This window comes from Qipengyuania sp. JC766 (genome assembly GCF_040717445.1).
Lineage (GTDB): Bacteria > Pseudomonadota > Alphaproteobacteria > Sphingomonadales > Sphingomonadaceae > JC766.
Genome location: NZ_JBFEFL010000001.1, coordinates 248179 through 263646, shown reverse-complemented (window position 1 = coordinate 263646; position 15468 = coordinate 248179). Strand labels below are relative to the sequence as shown.

At 65.7% G+C, this 15468-nt stretch carries 18 protein-coding genes; 12 read left to right on the top strand and 6 right to left on the bottom strand.

Annotated features, from left to right (window positions below; all coding sequences use genetic code 11):
• The first annotated feature begins 92 nt into the window (after window positions 1–92).
• Genes AB1K63_RS01280 through miaB form a run of 3 tightly spaced genes read left to right on the top strand, consistent with a single transcriptional unit; the run spans window position 93 to window position 2740 of the window.
• A complete protein-coding gene (locus AB1K63_RS01280; protein ID WP_366958086.1) occupies window positions 93–515 on the top strand; it encodes a Fur family transcriptional regulator in 423 nt (140 codons plus the stop codon).
• A complete protein-coding gene (locus tag AB1K63_RS01275; protein WP_366958085.1) occupies window positions 487–1359 on the top strand; it encodes a lysophospholipid acyltransferase family protein in 873 nt (290 codons plus the stop codon). The genes AB1K63_RS01280 and AB1K63_RS01275 overlap by 29 nt, the downstream gene beginning before the upstream one ends.
• Before the next feature lie 34 nt (window positions 1360–1393).
• A complete protein-coding gene (gene miaB, locus AB1K63_RS01270; RefSeq protein ID WP_366958084.1) occupies window positions 1394–2740 on the top strand; it encodes a tRNA (N6-isopentenyl adenosine(37)-C2)-methylthiotransferase MiaB in 1347 nt (448 codons plus the stop codon).
• A 48-nt stretch (window positions 2741–2788) separates the two neighbouring features.
• Here miaB and AB1K63_RS01265 read toward each other — a convergent pair whose 3' ends face one another.
• Window positions 2789–3466, bottom strand: a complete 678-nt coding sequence (locus tag AB1K63_RS01265) for an RcnB family protein (protein ID WP_366958082.1) — start codon at window positions 3464–3466, stop codon at window positions 2789–2791.
• Window positions 3467–3743: 277 nt separating this feature from the next.
• Window positions 3744–4637, bottom strand: coding sequence for a hypothetical protein (locus AB1K63_RS01260; RefSeq protein WP_366958081.1), 894 nt, complete (start codon window positions 4635–4637; stop codon window positions 3744–3746).
• A gap of 343 nt (window positions 4638–4980) precedes the next feature.
• On the opposite strand from AB1K63_RS01260, the gene AB1K63_RS01255 reads away from it, so the two are divergent.
• On the top strand, window positions 4981–5946 hold the full coding sequence (locus AB1K63_RS01255; RefSeq protein ID WP_366960624.1) for a PhoH family protein: 966 nt from the start codon (window positions 4981–4983) through the stop codon (window positions 5944–5946).
• A gap of 97 nt (window positions 5947–6043) precedes the next feature.
• Here the strand turns inward: AB1K63_RS01255 and AB1K63_RS01250 are convergent, their stop codons facing one another.
• Window positions 6044–6919, bottom strand: a complete 876-nt coding sequence (locus AB1K63_RS01250; RefSeq protein ID WP_366958080.1) for an OmpA family protein — start codon at window positions 6917–6919, stop codon at window positions 6044–6046.
• Window positions 6920–7193: 274 nt separating this feature from the next.
• Here AB1K63_RS01250 and ybeY point away from each other — a divergent pair, with 274 nt between their 5' ends.
• The 4 genes from ybeY to AB1K63_RS01230 all read left to right on the top strand — a co-directional run bounded on the left by ybeY (window position 7194) and on the right by AB1K63_RS01230 (window position 10421).
• Window positions 7194–7685 carry an rRNA maturation RNase YbeY gene (gene ybeY / locus AB1K63_RS01245; protein WP_366958079.1) on the top strand — a complete coding sequence of 164 codons (492 nt, stop codon included), beginning with the start codon at window positions 7194–7196 and terminating at the stop codon, window positions 7683–7685.
• An 85-nt stretch (window positions 7686–7770) separates the two neighbouring features.
• Window positions 7771–8646 (top strand): hemolysin family protein, encoded by an 876-nt coding sequence (locus tag AB1K63_RS01240; RefSeq protein WP_366960623.1) that lies wholly within the window; start codon window positions 7771–7773, stop codon window positions 8644–8646.
• A 75-nt stretch (window positions 8647–8721) separates the two neighbouring features.
• Complete coding sequence (locus AB1K63_RS01235; RefSeq protein WP_366958078.1) at window positions 8722–9606, top strand: LysR substrate-binding domain-containing protein; 885 nt, start codon at window positions 8722–8724, stop codon at window positions 9604–9606.
• 77 nt (window positions 9607–9683) lie between these two features.
• Window positions 9684–10421 carry an EcsC family protein gene (locus AB1K63_RS01230; RefSeq protein WP_366958077.1) on the top strand — a complete coding sequence of 246 codons (738 nt, stop codon included), beginning with the start codon at window positions 9684–9686 and terminating at the stop codon, window positions 10419–10421.
• Between the two features lie 7 nt (window positions 10422–10428).
• Here AB1K63_RS01230 and AB1K63_RS01225 read toward each other — a convergent pair whose 3' ends face one another.
• The gene (locus AB1K63_RS01225; RefSeq protein WP_366958076.1) at window positions 10429–10890 is read right to left on the bottom strand and encodes a peptidylprolyl isomerase; all 462 of its coding nucleotides are present in this window, start codon (window positions 10888–10890) and stop codon (window positions 10429–10431) included.
• Window positions 10891–10996: 106 nt separating this feature from the next.
• On the opposite strand from AB1K63_RS01225, the gene mgtE reads away from it, so the two are divergent.
• From mgtE to AB1K63_RS01205, 4 genes are all read left to right on the top strand, one after another.
• Window positions 10997–12457 carry a magnesium transporter gene (mgtE, locus tag AB1K63_RS01220; protein ID WP_366958075.1) on the top strand — a complete coding sequence of 487 codons (1461 nt, stop codon included), beginning with the start codon at window positions 10997–10999 and terminating at the stop codon, window positions 12455–12457.
• A gap of 214 nt (window positions 12458–12671) precedes the next feature.
• A complete protein-coding gene (locus AB1K63_RS01215; protein WP_366958074.1) occupies window positions 12672–13061 on the top strand; it encodes a DUF1489 family protein in 390 nt (129 codons plus the stop codon).
• A gap of 50 nt (window positions 13062–13111) precedes the next feature.
• Window positions 13112–13357, top strand: coding sequence for a hypothetical protein (locus AB1K63_RS01210; RefSeq protein ID WP_366958073.1), 246 nt, complete (start codon window positions 13112–13114; stop codon window positions 13355–13357).
• Between the two features lie 142 nt (window positions 13358–13499).
• Complete coding sequence (locus AB1K63_RS01205) at window positions 13500–13850, top strand: hypothetical protein (RefSeq protein WP_366958072.1); 351 nt, start codon at window positions 13500–13502, stop codon at window positions 13848–13850.
• A 68-nt stretch (window positions 13851–13918) separates the two neighbouring features.
• Here AB1K63_RS01205 and AB1K63_RS01200 read toward each other — a convergent pair whose 3' ends face one another.
• Both AB1K63_RS01200 and nudC read right to left on the bottom strand, forming a co-directional pair.
• The gene (locus tag AB1K63_RS01200) at window positions 13919–14599 is read right to left on the bottom strand and encodes a DsbA family oxidoreductase (protein ID WP_366958071.1); all 681 of its coding nucleotides are present in this window, start codon (window positions 14597–14599) and stop codon (window positions 13919–13921) included.
• Window positions 14596–15468, bottom strand: a complete 873-nt coding sequence (nudC, locus tag AB1K63_RS01195) for an NAD(+) diphosphatase (protein ID WP_366958070.1) — start codon at window positions 15466–15468, stop codon at window positions 14596–14598. The genes AB1K63_RS01200 and nudC overlap by 4 nt, the downstream gene beginning before the upstream one ends.

Below are 15468 nucleotides of genomic sequence, written 5' to 3'. Positions count from 1 at the left end.
GTGATACGGTCCGCGCGGCCGTGTCGACCGCTTGAGAACTCCGCCCCGCAGCCCTATGGCTTCGGGGCGGTTTTCGTGTCAGGGGATTGTTTGTGAGCCAGAAGATCGATCTCGAGCAGCTTTGCGCCGAACGCGGGCTGCGCATCACGGAACAGCGGCGCGTGATCGCCAAGGTCCTGTCCGAAAGCGACGACCATCCGGACGTGGAACTGCTCCACGAACGCGCGTCCAAGATCAACCCGGACATCTCGATCGCGACCGTCTACCGCACGGTCCGCCTGTTCGAGGAAGCCGGCATCCTCGACCGGCACGATTTCGGCGACGGGCGCGCCCGCTACGAAGCGGCGCCCGAAGCGCATCACGACCACCTGATCGACGTGGAATCGGGCAAGGTCGTGGAATTCGTCGATCCGGAACTGGAAGCCCTGCAGAAGACCATCGCCGAAAAGCTCGGCTACCGGCTCGTCGATCACCGCATGGAACTCTATGGCGTCCGCCTCGACCGGGAAGACTGACGCCTGGGATGTGCGCGTCGCAGCAGCGCGGGGCGAAACCACCCCACTCGGGCTTGGCGGATGGATCAGGCTATGGGTGCGCGTGGCGGCGCTGGCGATCGCGCTGCTGATCTTCGTACCGCTGCACTACCTGTACCGCATCTTCGCCTACGGATCGCCCTTCCCGCGCATCTTCCTCGCCATCGCCACCTGGATCGTCGGCGCGCGCGTCACGCGCCACGGCACGCCGCTACGTCGCGACGTCTTCTTCGTCGCCAACCATGTCAGCTGGGTCGATATCCTCTCGCTCGCCGGTGCCAGCGGCACTGCCTTCGTCGCCAAGGCGGAGCTGGAGAAAGCGCCGCTCGTCGGCTGGCTGTGCGGCCTGAACCGGACCGTCTTCGTCCAGCGCGAGGCGCGCCTGAGCGTTGCCGACCAGATCAACCGCCTTCGTGAGGCGCTGATGGACAACTGGTCCGTGACCGTCTTTCCCGAAGGCACGACGACCGACGGGCACACGCTGCTGCCCTTCAAGACATCCATGCTGAGCGTGCTCGAACCCCCGCCGCCCGGCGTCCTGGTGCAGCCGGTGGTGCTCGATTACGGCGCGATCTCGGAATGGATCGGCTGGATCGGCTCCGAAGGCGGGCTCAACAATTTCAAGCGGGTGATGGCCCGGCCCGGGACCTTCCGGCTCGACCTGTATTTCCTCGAACCCTTCAGCCCGGAGGAATTCCGCGGCCGCAAGGCGATCAGCACCGAAGCGCGGCGCCGCATCGAGGCCCGGCTCGTCGAATTGCTCGGCCACGAACCGTCGGCCTTCTCGCACGACGATGCGCCGGTCCGCTACAGCGCAGCCGATTGAAATCCGGGCCGATCTGGCCTAGGCGCGCCCTTCCATGAAAGCGACGACACCCCCGAAGACCTACCGGGTCAAGAGCTTCGGCTGCCAGATGAACGTCTATGACGGGGAGCGGATGGCCGAACTGCTGGCCGAACGCGGGATCGCGCCTGCGCCGGACGGCGAGGAAGCGGACCTGGTGGTGCTCAACACCTGCCACATCCGCGAGAAGGCGGCTGAAAAGGTGTATTCCGATATCGGCCGGCTGGCGAAGGCGGATGGGACCAAGCCGATGATCGCTGTCGCGGGCTGCGTCGCACAGGCCGAGGGCGAGGAGATCGTGGCCCGCGCCCCCGCGGTCAGCATGGTCGTGGGCCCGCAGGCCTATCACCGGCTGCCCGCCATGATCGACCGCGCCGTCATGGGCGAGCGTGCGACCGACACCGACATGCCGCCCAACACGAAGTTCGATGTCCTGCCCCGCCGCCGCAAGAGCGCGCCGGCCGCCTTCCTGACCATCCAGGAAGGGTGCGACAAGTTCTGCACCTATTGCGTCGTGCCCTACACGCGCGGCGCCGAAATCTCCCGCCCGTTCGCCGACCTCGCGGAAGAGGCGCGCAAGCTGGTCGAGGCCGGTGCGCGCGAGATCACGCTGCTGGGGCAGAACGTCAGCGCGTGGAGCGGGGAGGACGACAAGGGCCATGCGATCGGGCTGGCCGGACTGGTCCGTCACCTGGCGCGGATCGATGGCCTCGCCCGGATCCGCTATACAACCAGCCACCCGGCCGACATGGACGATGCCCTGATCGCCGCGCATGGCGAGATCGACAAGCTCATGCCCTATCTGCACCTGCCGGTTCAGAGCGGCAGCGACCGTGTGCTCAAGGCCATGAACCGCAGCCACACAGCCGAAAGCTATCTGCGCCTGCTGGAGCGGTTCCGCGCCGCGCGTCCCGATCTCGCGCTGTCGGGCGATTTCATTGTCGGCTTCCCCGGCGAGACCGAGGCGGAATTCGAGGAAACCCTGCGGATCGTGGACGCGGTCGGTTACGCCCAGGCCTTCAGTTTCAAGTATTCCCCCCGGCCCGGCACGCCGGCCGCGACGATGGAAGGCCAGGTCGCGCGCGATGTGATGGACGATCGGCTGCAACGCCTGCAGGCCGCGCTCAATCGCGACCAGCTGGCCTTCAACGAGCGGAGCGTGGGCCGCACTTGCGAAGTGCTGGTCGAGCGCAAGGGCAAGCACGAAGGCCAATGGCTCGGCAAATCGCCTTGGTTGCAGAGCGTGTGGTTCGATGGCGCGCCGGGCGATGACACGCGGCTCGGCGATCTGGTCGGAGTCGAGCTCGTCCAGGCCGGGCCCAATTCGCTGCGCGGCATGGTACGTGAAACAGTCGACGCCTGATCTCCCGGAAGGAAACCAGGCGTCGATCGAGATCAGGACCTGACCAGGTCAGCGCCAGAAGAAGTCCCGGTGGACGGCGATGACGTTGCCGCTGCGAATGTCCACCAGCAGCGCATCGTCGCCATAGCGGATCCAGCGCTGATAGCCGTAGCGCGGCTGCGGCAGGTAGTAATCGTCGGCGCTCAGCCAGTAACGCGACCCGTAATAGGCGCTCGCCGGGAAGCGGTATCCGACCCACAGCGGGCGATAGCGGAAGCCGCGCGGGCCGACATACGCACCTAGGCGAAAGGCGCGCGGATTGTGCCGCCGGTACTCGCGCCAATCGCGATAGTGCGCGCGCCGCGTCTGCCGATCGTCCCGACGCGCTTCGCGATACGAATCGCGCCGGTCCTGCGCGGCGTCGCGGCGGGCTTCCTGCCGGTATTCGCGGCGGTCGCGCTGCCGTTCGGCCCGTTCGCGCGCATCGCGGGTCTGCCGCGCGATGTCCGCCCAGCTGTTCGCGCTGCGATCCTGCCGCGCATCGCGGCGATCCTCACGCCTGTCTTCCCGCCGGTCCTGCCGTGCCTCGACGCGATCTTCGCGCCGGTCCTGCCGGCGGTCCGTTCGCGCCTCGGTCCGGTCGCCACGGCGATCGCGGCGCGCGTCCTGCCGGTCCTGCCGGCCTTCGCGGGCCTCCGTCCGGTTGTCGGGTCCCCGCTGCGCTTGGGCGACCGTGGGGACGAACATGCTTGCGGCCACCGCCGCCAATAGGATTTTGCGCATTGTGTACTCACTCCGATGACGAGCCCCCATCGGCCGTCAGTTCATCTTTAGTACCACTAGTCTGAACAGACTTGGCGTCCGCAATTCATCGCGCCGACAGCCGCGACGACAATTTGACCAGATCTATGAGCCTCAGGAGCCGATGATCCAATCTGGAATTTTTCAACTCAGTTCATGAATGAAGTGGCCGGGCATGAGCGAACGAGACAGAACATCCTGAATTGAGTAATTCAGCTTTGTCTCAGTTCTCGTCAGAATCCGCTACTTCTTCGGAATACCGATAACGTCGGACAGCAGAATTGATAATCTGCCCATCAAGACTATTAGCCGGCAATTCATAGAGGGCTGCCAAGTAGGATCTGTCGAACTCGGAAAGCCCATTGGGCGCGTCGCTGTTTCCGAAGAGTTCGAGGATCGTTGGGACGTTGCCCGGATTATCAGAAACCTCGTCTGAAGTCGAAGCGAGAATTCGCATCGTCGCATAGTCTGCGAGTTGCCGAAACGTTTTCTCCCGTAGCGAGCCTGTTTCGACAAGGACAACTGCGCCAACCAAATTTACACGTAGCTGGCTACGACGTGACGCCTTCTCGACCCGATTGACAAGATCGTTGACAGACCCGCCTGGCCGCGACCCCGGAATTGCAGACCCGTCGAGATTACGGACATCGAACACATGCCACGCCCTTACGGCATCGGAACCGTCGTAGATACGGTCGATCTGATAGTCCAGGAGCCCCTCAAACAGCCATTTCTCGTCTTTCCGTAATTGATCGACTGTGCTGTTTACGCCGTTCAAGACGCCGACAAACGCGTTCGGGCTGCAGCCCTCATCCGCTACATCGACACCGACAAGCGACCGAATGTTCTCCTGGATTCGGTCTTCCACTAGTGTCGCCATGTCATCCGGAATCCCGGAAACCTTAACGCAAACAGGAGCATCGAACCGAGCTATCGGCTTTCCGGCACGGGACGGTCTTACGACTGCCTTTCCAAGAGCTTCCACCTCGCCCGGATCAATCCTGCCGGTCACGATAATTTCCGTGCCTGGAGCAGCATCCTCGCCTTGGGCAAGCGCCAGTGAAGGGACGAAGATCAGCGTCAGCGCGCTCAGCGTTTGAAAGAAATAATTCGACATACGACGACCCAACAACATGCGGTGAACGAAGAGAAGGCTTTTCCGACCTAGGTCGCAATGCACTCGACCAAACAACAGCCAGTCGCAACGGCATTCTTCCGAAAGATCGGCAAAGATGGGTTGGCCGGTCCCCTTTTACAGAGCCCGGCTCGGAATATGCCGGAATGCGATGCCCGTAGCATTTGGATTCGGTGACTTTCCCCAGACATCACAAGGTCTGGCGCTTGCCTTGCGGTGGCGGGACCCTATTTTCCGGAAGTACCAGCAAAGGAGCCGCATGGGACGAAAACCCGCTCGCGCCGCGAAAGCGGCGATCAGCCCTCCCCCCGCCGTCACGCGGGAGATGCGGCGCGCCAGGGTCGAGCTGAAGTTCGACAACCAGTCGCTGCTCGTGCCGCTGTTCGGCGAATTCGATGCCAACCTGGTCCAGCTGGAGAACCGGATCGGCGTTTTCATTTCCGCACGGGGCGACACGATCTCGGTCGAGGGCCCTGAAGACTCGGTAGCGCGCGCCCGCGACGTGCTCCGCACCATGTACGACAAGCTCGCCATCGGACAGGATCTCGACGCCGGCGCGATCGAGGCGCTGATCGCCATGGCCGACCAGCCGAGGCTGGAAGGCATCGTCAGCGACGAGCCGGACGCGCCGCCGATCATGATCCGCACGCGGCGCAAGACCATCGTCCCGCGTACCCCGATGCAGGCGTCCTACATGCGCCAGCTGACGCGGGAGGACCTGATCTTCGCGCTCGGTCCCGCGGGAACCGGCAAGACCTACGTCGCCGTGGCGCAGGCGGTCAGCCAGCTGATCAGCGGCAGCGTGCAGCGCCTGATCCTCTCGCGCCCCGCGGTCGAAGCGGGCGAAAAGCTCGGCTTCCTGCCCGGCGACATGAAGGAGAAGGTCGATCCCTACCTTCGCCCGCTTTACGACGCGCTGTACGATTGCATGCCGCCCGAACAGGTCGAAAGGCGCATCGCCAGCGGGGAAATCGAGGTCGCCCCGATCGCGTTCATGCGCGGCCGGACACTGGCGGACGCCTTCGTGATCCTGGACGAGGCGCAGAACACCACGAAGGAGCAGATGAAGATGTTCCTCACCCGCTTCGGCCAGAACAGCCGGATGGTGGTGTGCGGCGATCCGCGGCAAGTCGACCTGCCCGGCGGCGACCGCATGAGCGGACTGGCCGATGCGGTCGGGCGGCTCGAAAATGTCGAGGGTATCGGCGTGACGCGCTTCACCGCGGCGGACGTGGTCCGCCATCCGATCGTGGGCCGGATCGTCGAAGCGTATGAAGGGCCGAACGCCTGAAAAACTCCGGCGCGATGCTGCCCGACTTCCCGCAGACTGATACGAAAAAGGGCGGACCGACGTCCGCCCTTTCCGTTTTTTTCCGAAGCGCGAGACCTTACAGGCCGTCGACGCTCTTGCTGACGAGGATGTTCACCGCCACGCGGCGGTTCTGCGCGCGGCCTTCTTCGGTGAAATTGTCCGCAGCCGGATCGGCAGTGGCCATCCCGGTTGGCGTCAGCATGCGGTAGGGCTTCCAGCCGCACTGCTGCTGCAGGTAGTTGACGACGCGTTCGGCGCGCTTCTCGCTCAGCTCCTGGTTGATTTCGTAGGTGCCGGTCGTGTCGGTATAGCCGACGACCAGAAGGAGCGCGTTCTCCATCGAATTGGCCTGCGCGGCAGCGGAGCAGAGTTCCGCCCGCGATTGCTGCGTCAGGTCGTACTCGCCGGTGTCGAAATAGACATTGGTCGTACCCTTGACGTTGTACTGGTCGATATCGCCCACGCGGGTGCGCAGCGCATCGGTGGCGGCGGTCTGCTCGGCAAAGCCCTGCTCGGTGCCCTGCGCGATCATCGCGGCCATCTTGAGATCCTTCTGCTTCAGGTCGATCTCGTCGGCGAGATAGACGCCGCCAGCCGTCAGCGTCTCGACGCTCACGGGCAGACCGTTCAGCAGCTGGTCGGACGCCAGCCGCTCGCGCCCGAGGCCGAGGAAGCCGCCGCTCGCCTTGATTTCCGTCTGGTCGTCGACGTTCACCACGGTGCGGGTCCCGTCTTCCGACGTGATCTGGATGCGGTTGCCCTTGCGTGCCGAGATGATGCCCTCAATTTCCGGACCCTCGGTCATTTCGGACCGGTCGGGGAGCGAACCGTACGCGGTGGCGACGACGTCGCCGTCATAGCCCGCGTCCTGCGCCGCGAGGCCGACCGGCGCGGTCGCCGCGAACAGACCGAGCAAAATCATCGCCTTGCGGCTGGGATTTGCGATATTCATGTAACTTCTCCTTCAAACCAGGCGCCCGCCTTGCGCGCCATGTCGATCAAACTCCCCGTTGCCGGTGCATCCGGTTTCGAACAGCCCCTCGAAAACGAGATCGGGGCGCGCGTGCGGGCTGGATGCGGCGGGGGAAAAGCGCGTATGGGGGCCCGGTTCCCCCCGGCAGATGAACAGGACTTGTCTTTGCGGCGACCCGTTCGATTCCGCCGACCGCCGGACTATCTGGCCGCAGACCATTTGCGGGGACCGGCATTCCCGCTAGGTCGGGGGCATGGATCTGGATATCGATATCGACGGCTGGCCGCAGGGCGACTGGCCGGAACTGGCGGAAGCCGCGGCACAAGCGTGCCAGAAGGTGGCACCCGAACTCGCCAACGAACGGCTGAGCGCAAGCATCCTGTTCACTCTCGACGAGGAGGTTCGCGTCCTCAATCGCGAATGGCGCACGAAGGACGCGCCGACCAATGTGCTTTCCTTTCCCATGCTGTCACGCGAATCGCTGACGAGCCTGTCCGACCGCGGCGGTCCCGAAATGCTCGGCGATATCGCGCTCGCCTACGAGACCTGCGCGCGCGAGGCGCAGGAAAAAGGCGTTTCTCTGGAACACCATACGGCGCATCTCGTGATCCATGGCCTGCTCCATCTCGCCGGCCACGACCATGTCGATAACGACGACCAGGCCGACGCGATGGAACGACTGGAGATCAAGGCGCTTGCGTTGATGGGTATCGCGGACCCATATGGGTCCGGCGATTCCGCATAGGCGCGATCGCTTGAGGAGTAATCAGACCAGGGCCATGCCCGACACCGAACCTGCTTCAGGAGACGCGGAGAGTAGAAGCGGGCTGATGCTCGCGCTCCGCAAATTTATCGACCCCCGCATGCGTGAGCGATCGCTGCGCGCGCAGCTCGAAGACGCGATCGACGAGCACGAGGGCGACAATCCGGACGAAGACCCCGAACATCCCTCGACCAATGGCGACCTGTCGGGCGTCGAGCGGCAGATGCTGCGCAACCTCCTCCATTTCAGCGAGAAGGACGCGGACGATGTCGCCGTACCCCGTGGCGAGATCGTCGCGGTGGAGGCATCCGTGTCGTGGGCGGAACTCGTCGCGCGCTTTTCCGAGGACGGCCATTCGCGCATGCCGGTCTATCGGGACCAGCTCGATAACGTGATCGGCATGATCCACATCAAGGACATCTTCCCCTATCTCGCGCAGGGCAAGGCCCCGCCGCGGGACTGGACGGTGCTGATGCGCCAGCCGCTCTATGTCCCGCAATCGCGGGGCGCACTGGACGTGCTCGCCGACATGCGCTCGCGCCGGATGCACCTCGCCATCGTGCTGGACGAGTTTTCCGGCACCGACGGGATCATCACGATCGAGGACCTGGTCGAGGAGATCGTCGGCGAGATCGAGGACGAGCACGACGAACTGCCCGTCGAAGCCATCGTCCCCATCGGGGACGGCATGTGGGACTGCGATGCCCGCGCGGAACTCGAGGACGTAGCACAGAAGGTCGACCCGCGACTTGCCAAAGTCGAGGAATCGGTGGACACGCTGGGCGGGCTCACCTTCGTGCTGGCGGAACAGGTCCCGCCCGTCGGCGAAGTGGTAAGGCATGCAAGCGGCTGGCGGATCGAGGTGCTCGAAGCGGACGAAACGCATGTTAAGCGCGTGCGCCTTCACGCCCCGACAAGCGACGATCCGCCCGACGGGAAATAGACCCGGCCGAATCCACACTTTTTTGCAACCTTTTCTCCCCTGGCGCCGTATCTGGTGTCAAAAGGGGAAAAGACGATGGCGACCAGAAGACTACCACCCTTGCGCGCACTCGAGGCGTTCATGCGCACCGTGCGGCTGGGTTCCGCGCGCGCCGCGGCTGAGGAACTGGGCCTCAGCCCGTCCGCGCTGTCGCGCCGGATCGCCAATCTCGAGGATTTTACCGGCAAGAAGCTGTTCACCCGCGCCAAGCAGGCGATGCAACTGACCGACGAAGGCCAGGCCTTCCACGATGCGGTCGCGCCGCACCTGGAAGCGCTGGCGACCGCGATCGAGAACCAGAGCGAGAACCTGTCCGTCCTGCGCCTGCGGCTCGGTTGCCTGCCGCTGTTCGGAACCCAGCGCCTGTTTCCCCGGCTGGGCGAACTGCGCAAGCGGCATCCCCTGCTGCATATCGACATCGACACCGGCCCGCATCTGGACGACCGGGTGGGCGACACGCTGGACGCCGGCATCATCCTCAGCCGCGGTCCGGACAAGGCGTTTCACGCGGTCCGCCTGGACTACAACATGGTCCACGCGATCTGCGACAAGGAAACCGCCGCCAAGCTGGGCGATACGCCGAACCGCGAAATGCTGGAGAAGCAGACCTTCCTCATTCACAACGAGCTGCCCGAAAGCTTCATCGCCTGGAAGCAGGCGCTCGGATGGGGCGATCTCGAAGCAGCCGCGATCGACCATTACGATTCCGGCCAGCTCATGCTGGAAGCCGCGGCGCAGGGTCTCGGCATCGCGATCATGCATGACGATCACATGAAGCGCGCCGCCGACAACCGCCTTGCCCACTTGTACGACATCGAGGTCGAAAGCCCGTACAGCTACTGGTTCGTCTGCAAGCCGCAGGCGCTGGAGTCCCGTCCGGTGCGCATGTTCCACGACTGGCTGGTCCGCGCGGGCCTCTGACGGCGACCCGTCCGGGGAACGCAGTCTGCCGCCATGCGCTGCTGCACCAGGGGCCTCTGTCCCCGGGGAGCAGAACCATGGATTTTCGCAAGGACCAGCAACGCTATCGCCGCAGCAAGCCCTCGATGCTGGGACGCGGGATCGAGCGGCTGACAAATCCCGTCGGCGGCGCGCTGGCCAGTCTCGTCCCCCGCAAGCTTGTCGAAGGCGTGGTCAAGGGTATCGACCGCGCAGTCGGAGCCCCCAAATTCGTCACCTTCGCCCACGATCCGCAGGACATGGAAGCGGCACGCGACGCGGCGCGGAAGGTGGAACGCGTCGCGCGCAGCGTGAATGCCGGGACCGGTGCGGCGTCCGGCTTCGGCGGGGCACTGACCATGAGCGCGGACGTGCCCGCGACCATCGCCATCGCCATGCGCAACATCCGCGATACTGGCCGCGCCTACGGTTTCGACGGCGAGGGTCCGCAGGAACGGCTGTTCCGTCTGCAAATCTTGGAACTGGCGGCGCTCAACGACCAGGACGTGCGTCAGGAGCGGATCGCCGCGCTGGAGGCGGCCATCGCGGATGACGGCTCGCTGACGGCTCTCAAAGGGAAGGCGATCGAGCCGCTGGTGGACCAGGCGGTGGAGCGCATCTCGCGCGCGCTCGCCTTCGCCTCGGTCCGGGGCCGCGCGGGCATGGTCGTGCCGATCGTCGGCGCCGCGGTCGGCGCGTTCGTCAACAACTCGTTCCAGTCCGACGTATCGAAAGCGGCGCGCTTCGCGTTCCAGGCCCGCCGCCTCAAGGCGGCGGGCACCGGTTCGGATGGCTGAGGGGTCCTTAGGAGACCGTCGCCTTCACGATCTTGCCCGGCTCGCGCGGCGGCTCGCCCTTGGGCAGCGCGTCGACATGCTCCATGCCGCTCTCCACCTGGCCCCAGACGGTGTACTGGCCGTCGAGGAACTCGGCGTCGTCGAAGCAGATGAAGAACTGGCTGTTGGCGCTGTCCGGAACCTGCGTTCGGGCCATCGAGCAGGTGCCGCGCGTGTGCGGTTCGCTGTTGAATTCCGCCTTCAGGTCCGGCTTCTCGCTGCCGCCCATGCCGGTGCCGGTGGGATCGCCGCCCTGCGCCATGAAGCCCGGGATGACCCGGTGGAAGACGACGCCGTCATAGAAACCGTCGCCGGCGAGTTCGGTAATCCGCTCCACATGGCCGGGCGCGAGGTCCGGGCGCAGCTTGATGACCACGTCCTTGTTCTCGCCGTCTCCGGTGTCGAGGGTCAGCGTCAGTTTGTCGGCCATCTTGAAGTCTCCTGATTGTGTCGGACCGTCACCTAGTGACGCGGCCGCCCGTTGTCACCCGCGCGCCGCTTGCTTTTCACATGCCCCGCCCTAGACGCTGTTGCCGATGGCGACGGGCGACAATCACGACCAGGACCTGATGCTGGATGACCGGCCGGACGAGGATGCGGCCGCCGAAGGCGCGCGCCCCGACGACCGGATCGACGACGAGCGGCTGGACGAGGAAAACACGCTCAAGCGCGATTACGTCCGCTCGGTGAAGGACGCGCTCGACGCGGGCGAGGACGGCGTCGTCTACGACCTTGTCGAACCGCTCCACCCGGCGGACCTCGCCGACCTCATCGAACTGTTCGAGCCGGAGGAACGCGCCCGCCTCGCCGCCGCCGTCAGCGATCTGATGGGCAGCGAGGTCATTGCCGAGCTCAACGACTTCGTGCGCGAGGAGATGATGGAGGCGATGCCCGCAGGCGCCGTCGCCGCCATCGCCGAACAGCTGGAAACCGACGACGCGGTCCAGCTGATCGAGGATCTCGACGAACTCGACCAGCGCGCGATCCTGGCGGAGCTGGACGCGGAGGACCGCGTCGCCATCGAAAGCGCGCTGTCCTATCCTGAAGAGACCGCCGGGCGCCTGATGAGCCGCGACTTCGTGGCCGTGCCCGAGCACCTGACGGTGGGCGACCTCATCGATTACCTGCGCACCCGCGGGGACCTCGCCAACGAGTTCTTCGAGGTCTTCGTGGTCGATCACAAGCACAAGCCGGTCGGCACCTGCGCGCTCAGCTGGGTGCTGACGACGCCGCGAAGCATTCGCCTGACCGACGTGATGAAGCGCGACCAGACGCTGGTCCCCGTCATGCTCGACCAGGAAGAGGTCGCGCTGATGTTCCAGAAATACGGTCTCATCAGCGCCGCCGTGGTGGACGAGGACGGGCGGCTGGTCGGCCAGATGACGGTGGACGACGTGGTCCACATCATCGCCGAAGAAGCGGGCGAGGACGCCCTGCTGATGAGCGGTGCGGGCGACGGCGACATCAACGAACCGATCCGCGAGGCGTATTCCGCGCGCGTCCGCTGGCTGATCGCCAATCTGGGCACGGCGCTGATCGCGAGCCTCATCATCGCCGCTTTCGGCGCTGCGATCGAGCAGCTGGTGGCGCTGGCCATCCTGATGCCGATCGTCGCCAGCATCGGCGGCAATGCGGGCACGCAGACCATGGCCGTGGCGGTGCGAGCCATCGCCATGAACCAGCTGACGGAAGCGAACACGCTGCGCATCCTGTGGCGCGAGATGCGTGTCGCGCTGCTCAACGGCGTGACCATCGCGGTGCTGGTCGGCATCGCCACCGCACTGGTGTTCGACGTGCCGCTGGGGATCGTGATCGCGGTCGCGATGGTCATCAACGTGGCGACCGCCGGCCTTGCCGGGGTGCTGGTGCCGGTCATCTTCGAACGGCTGAAGCAGGATCCCGCCGTCGCCAGCAGCGTCTTCGTCACCATGATCACCGATGCGATGGGCTTCTTCGCCTTCCTCGGCCTGGCCGTCGCCAGCGGGCTGGTCGGCTGACCCGCCAGAGACATGGACCGCCTGGACCACAGTCCAAGAGCAAAAAAAACCGGCCCGCTCCCCCTCCGCATATCCAGGGCGGCAGGAGGATTCGCGAGACGGCCATCGAAGGCTCATGCGCGCATGACAGGCGTGTAGGACAGCATATTCGTGACGGCGGTGCCGGGCGGCCCCGGCCTCGCAATGTCGCGGCGCCTCTCTATATCCGCACCCGATGCCGCTCAACCTGACCAAGATCGCCTTCGGCGCGAAGAACTACGCCGACATCGAGAAATGGTTCGAGAACCGCCCGCGGGTCAGCGTCAATACGCGCTACCGTCCCACCCGCTGGGAGGAATGCATCGGCGGATCGCTGTTCTGGATCCACGAGCACAACATCGTCGCGCGCAGCCCGATCACCGGCTTCACCGAACAGGACAACGGCCGCTGGTTCATCGACCTCGAACCGCGCCTGATCCCGGTCATGCCCAGGCCCAAGCGCGCGCACCAGGGCTGGCGCTACCTCAAGGGCGAGCCGCCGCGCGACCTGGCCGAGGGCGAGGAGATCGGCGAGGTCATTCCCGGCAAGCTCGCCAACAAGCTCCAGCGGCTCGGCCTGATCTGATCCGGAACATCGGCAGGGCCCCATCCATTGGTCGGGAAAGGAGAAACTTCATGCCCGAACGCCAGTCCCGCCATCCCGACAACGAGCTGATCGACGAGATCACCGAAGGAAAGACGCCCTCGCAGGGGTCGGCTTCTGGCGGTGACGTCAATGTCCGCGTCGGCAAGCGCGCCGAACTCAACCGCGCCACGGATCCCGACAACCGCGAGCCGGCAACCGGGGGCGACAATCCCGAACAGGACGCCCGCAAGGGTGCCAAGACCATGGAAGCAATCAAGAAGGGCGACGCCAACTAGGCGGATTTCGTCGCACGGGCGGAACACAACGCCCTGCTCGTCCAATCTCATTCACGGTCCGGCGCGCTGCCTGTTGAAGGCGGCGCGCCGAAATGTGAGGTCCCGCCCGTATCGAATCACACGAACGGAAGGGAAAATCCCAATGAAAACCGCACTTTCCGCGATGGCCTTCGCATCGCTCGCCATGTTCGCCCCGACTGCCGCCGCGCAGGAAGCGCCCGCAGCGCCCGCACCGGCGACCGAGGAAATGGCTCCCGTTTCCGACGCCGAACTCGAAAAGTGGGTCCGCGCGGCTTCGACCATGCAGCAGATCCAGGAAAACGCGGAAATGCCGCAGGAGAGCAAGCAGCAGGCGATGGGCCAGGTGCTGGTGCAGGCCGAGATGACCCCGGCGCGCTTCAACCAGATCGCCGCGGCCCTGCAGACCAGCGAGAGCCTGCAGACGCGGGTGAACGAGACGGTGGCCCGGCTCCAGGCGCAGGCCAACGGCTGATCGCCGCGACCATCTACGCAGAAAGGCGCCGCGCTCCGATCCCGGGTCGCGGCGCTTTTTCTTGGCCGTCAGCCCGGTTCCTTCTCCGCCACCCGCCGCAGCGCGGCGACGTAGCTTTCGGGCGGCTGCGCGCCCGGGACAAGGAACTTGCCCGCGATCACCATGGCCGGGACGCCGGTGATGTTGTTGTCGAACGCGGTCCGCTCTTCCATCCGGACGCGTGCGGCAATGTCCGGATCGTCCAGCGCGCGGGCCGCGGCATCGCGGTCGAAGCCCTGCTCCTCCGCAATGGCGAGCAGGACCCCGCGCTCTCCGATCGCGCGGCGGGCGTTGAAATGCGCTTCGAACAGGGCGAGCTTCAGCGCCGTCTGCCGTTCCGGCCCGTACTCCGCCAGCGCCCAGACCAGCAGCTTGTGCGCGTCGAACGTGTTCCACATCATCGCCGGCGGCTCCGGCGCATCGCCACCTTCGTAGTCGAGCGAGACCCCCGCCGCCGTCGCCGCGGCGCGCATCTGGCCCTGCACCGCGCGCGATTGTTCCATCGTGCGGCCGTACTTGCGCGCGATATGGGCGGTCCGCTCCTCGCCCTCGGCCGGCATGTCGGGATTGAGCTCGAAAGAGTGCCAGCGGATCTCGGCATCGATCTCGCCTTCCAGCGTGTCGAGCGCCTGGCGCAGATTGCCCCAGCCGACGAGGCACCACGGACACATCACGTCCGACCATATGTCGATCGAAAGAGTCCGCGTCATCGGTCGAGCCACCAGCGCACCAGGGTGTGCGCGATCGCCTGCGGCGGCGGCGGACCGAACGGCCCATCGCCCGCCATGCTGCGTTCCACCTCCTCGCGCGTGAACCAGCGGGCATCGGCCAGCTCGGTTTCGTCCAGCGTGATGGCCTGCGTGTCGCTGACCGCGTAGCAGCCGATCATCAGCTGCGACGGGAACGGCCAGGGCTGGCTGGCGACGTAGCGGACCTTGCGCACGGCGATGCCGGTTTCCTCCAGTATCTCGCGCGCGACGGCTTCCTCTATGCTTTCGCCCGGCTCCACGAAACCGGCGAGCGCGGAATAACGGCCCTCCGGCCAGCCGAGACCGCGCCCCAGCAGCAGCTGCCCGTCGTTCTCCACCAGCGCGATCGCGACCGGATCGGTGCGCGGGAAATGCTGCGCCCCGCAGGTCTCGCAGTTGCGCTGCCAGCCGCCCTTGGCAATCCTCGTGGTGCCGCCGCACTGGGCGCAGTGGCGATGGCGCGCGTGCCAGTCCACCAGGCTGCGCGCGCCGGCGTAGAGCGACAGCTGGTCCGGCAGCAGCGCTTCCATCATCGCCCATAGCGCGGGATTGGCCATGCGCGGTCCGGCATCGCCGCGATCCGGCACGGCGGCGAAGCACGGCTTCTCGTCCAGCAGGCCGAGGAACACCAGTTCGGCATCCTCCGGCGCGTCGGCCAGCGTTCCCCAGCCCAGCATCCCGTCCGGCGCGACATCGGGCAGCAGCCCGTCCAGCCGCAGCAGCCGGGCCCGCCAGGTCATCATGCCCGCCAGCGCATCCGGATCGGCGCGCAGGTGGTCCGCGCGGTCCAGCCGGGCGCCGGTAAAGGCCGGCAGCGGATCGTCCGCCAT

Excerpts from the sequence above, each read along its gene's own strand:
- AB1K63_RS01250 (WP_366958080.1), bottom strand. The coding sequence starts at position 6,919 with ATGAATATCGCAAATCCCAGCCGCAAGGCGATGATTTTGCTCGGTCTG.
- AB1K63_RS01260 (WP_366958081.1), bottom strand. The coding sequence starts at position 4,637 with ATGTCGAATTATTTCTTTCAAACGCTGAGCGCGCTGACGCTGATCTTC.
- AB1K63_RS01225 (WP_366958076.1), bottom strand. The coding sequence starts at position 10,890 with ATGGCCGACAAACTGACGCTGACCCTCGACACCGGAGACGGCGAGAAC.
- AB1K63_RS01235 (WP_366958078.1), top strand. The coding sequence starts at position 8,722 with ATGGCGACCAGAAGACTACCACCCTTGCGCGCACTCGAGGCGTTCATG.
- AB1K63_RS01255 (WP_366960624.1), top strand. The coding sequence starts at position 4,981 with ATGCGGCGCGCCAGGGTCGAGCTGAAGTTCGACAACCAGTCGCTGCTC.
- mgtE (WP_366958075.1), top strand. The coding sequence starts at position 10,997 with ATGGCGACGGGCGACAATCACGACCAGGACCTGATGCTGGATGACCGG.
- AB1K63_RS01200 (WP_366958071.1), bottom strand. The coding sequence starts at position 14,599 with ATGACGCGGACTCTTTCGATCGACATATGGTCGGACGTGATGTGTCCG.
- AB1K63_RS01240 (WP_366960623.1), top strand. The coding sequence starts at position 7,771 with ATGCTCGCGCTCCGCAAATTTATCGACCCCCGCATGCGTGAGCGATCG.
- miaB (WP_366958084.1), top strand. The coding sequence starts at position 1,394 with ATGAAAGCGACGACACCCCCGAAGACCTACCGGGTCAAGAGCTTCGGC.
- AB1K63_RS01205 (WP_366958072.1), top strand. The coding sequence starts at position 13,500 with ATGAAAACCGCACTTTCCGCGATGGCCTTCGCATCGCTCGCCATGTTC.
- nudC (WP_366958070.1), bottom strand. The coding sequence starts at position 15,468 with ATGGCGGACGATCCGCTGCCGGCCTTTACCGGCGCCCGGCTGGACCGC.
- ybeY (WP_366958079.1), top strand. The coding sequence starts at position 7,194 with ATGGATCTGGATATCGATATCGACGGCTGGCCGCAGGGCGACTGGCCG.
- AB1K63_RS01210 (WP_366958073.1), top strand. The coding sequence starts at position 13,112 with ATGCCCGAACGCCAGTCCCGCCATCCCGACAACGAGCTGATCGACGAG.
- AB1K63_RS01230 (WP_366958077.1), top strand. The coding sequence starts at position 9,684 with ATGGATTTTCGCAAGGACCAGCAACGCTATCGCCGCAGCAAGCCCTCG.
- AB1K63_RS01215 (WP_366958074.1), top strand. The coding sequence starts at position 12,672 with ATGCCGCTCAACCTGACCAAGATCGCCTTCGGCGCGAAGAACTACGCC.
- AB1K63_RS01275 (WP_366958085.1), top strand. The coding sequence starts at position 487 with ATGGCGTCCGCCTCGACCGGGAAGACTGACGCCTGGGATGTGCGCGTC.
- AB1K63_RS01265 (WP_366958082.1), bottom strand. The coding sequence starts at position 3,466 with ATGTTCGTCCCCACGGTCGCCCAAGCGCAGCGGGGACCCGACAACCGG.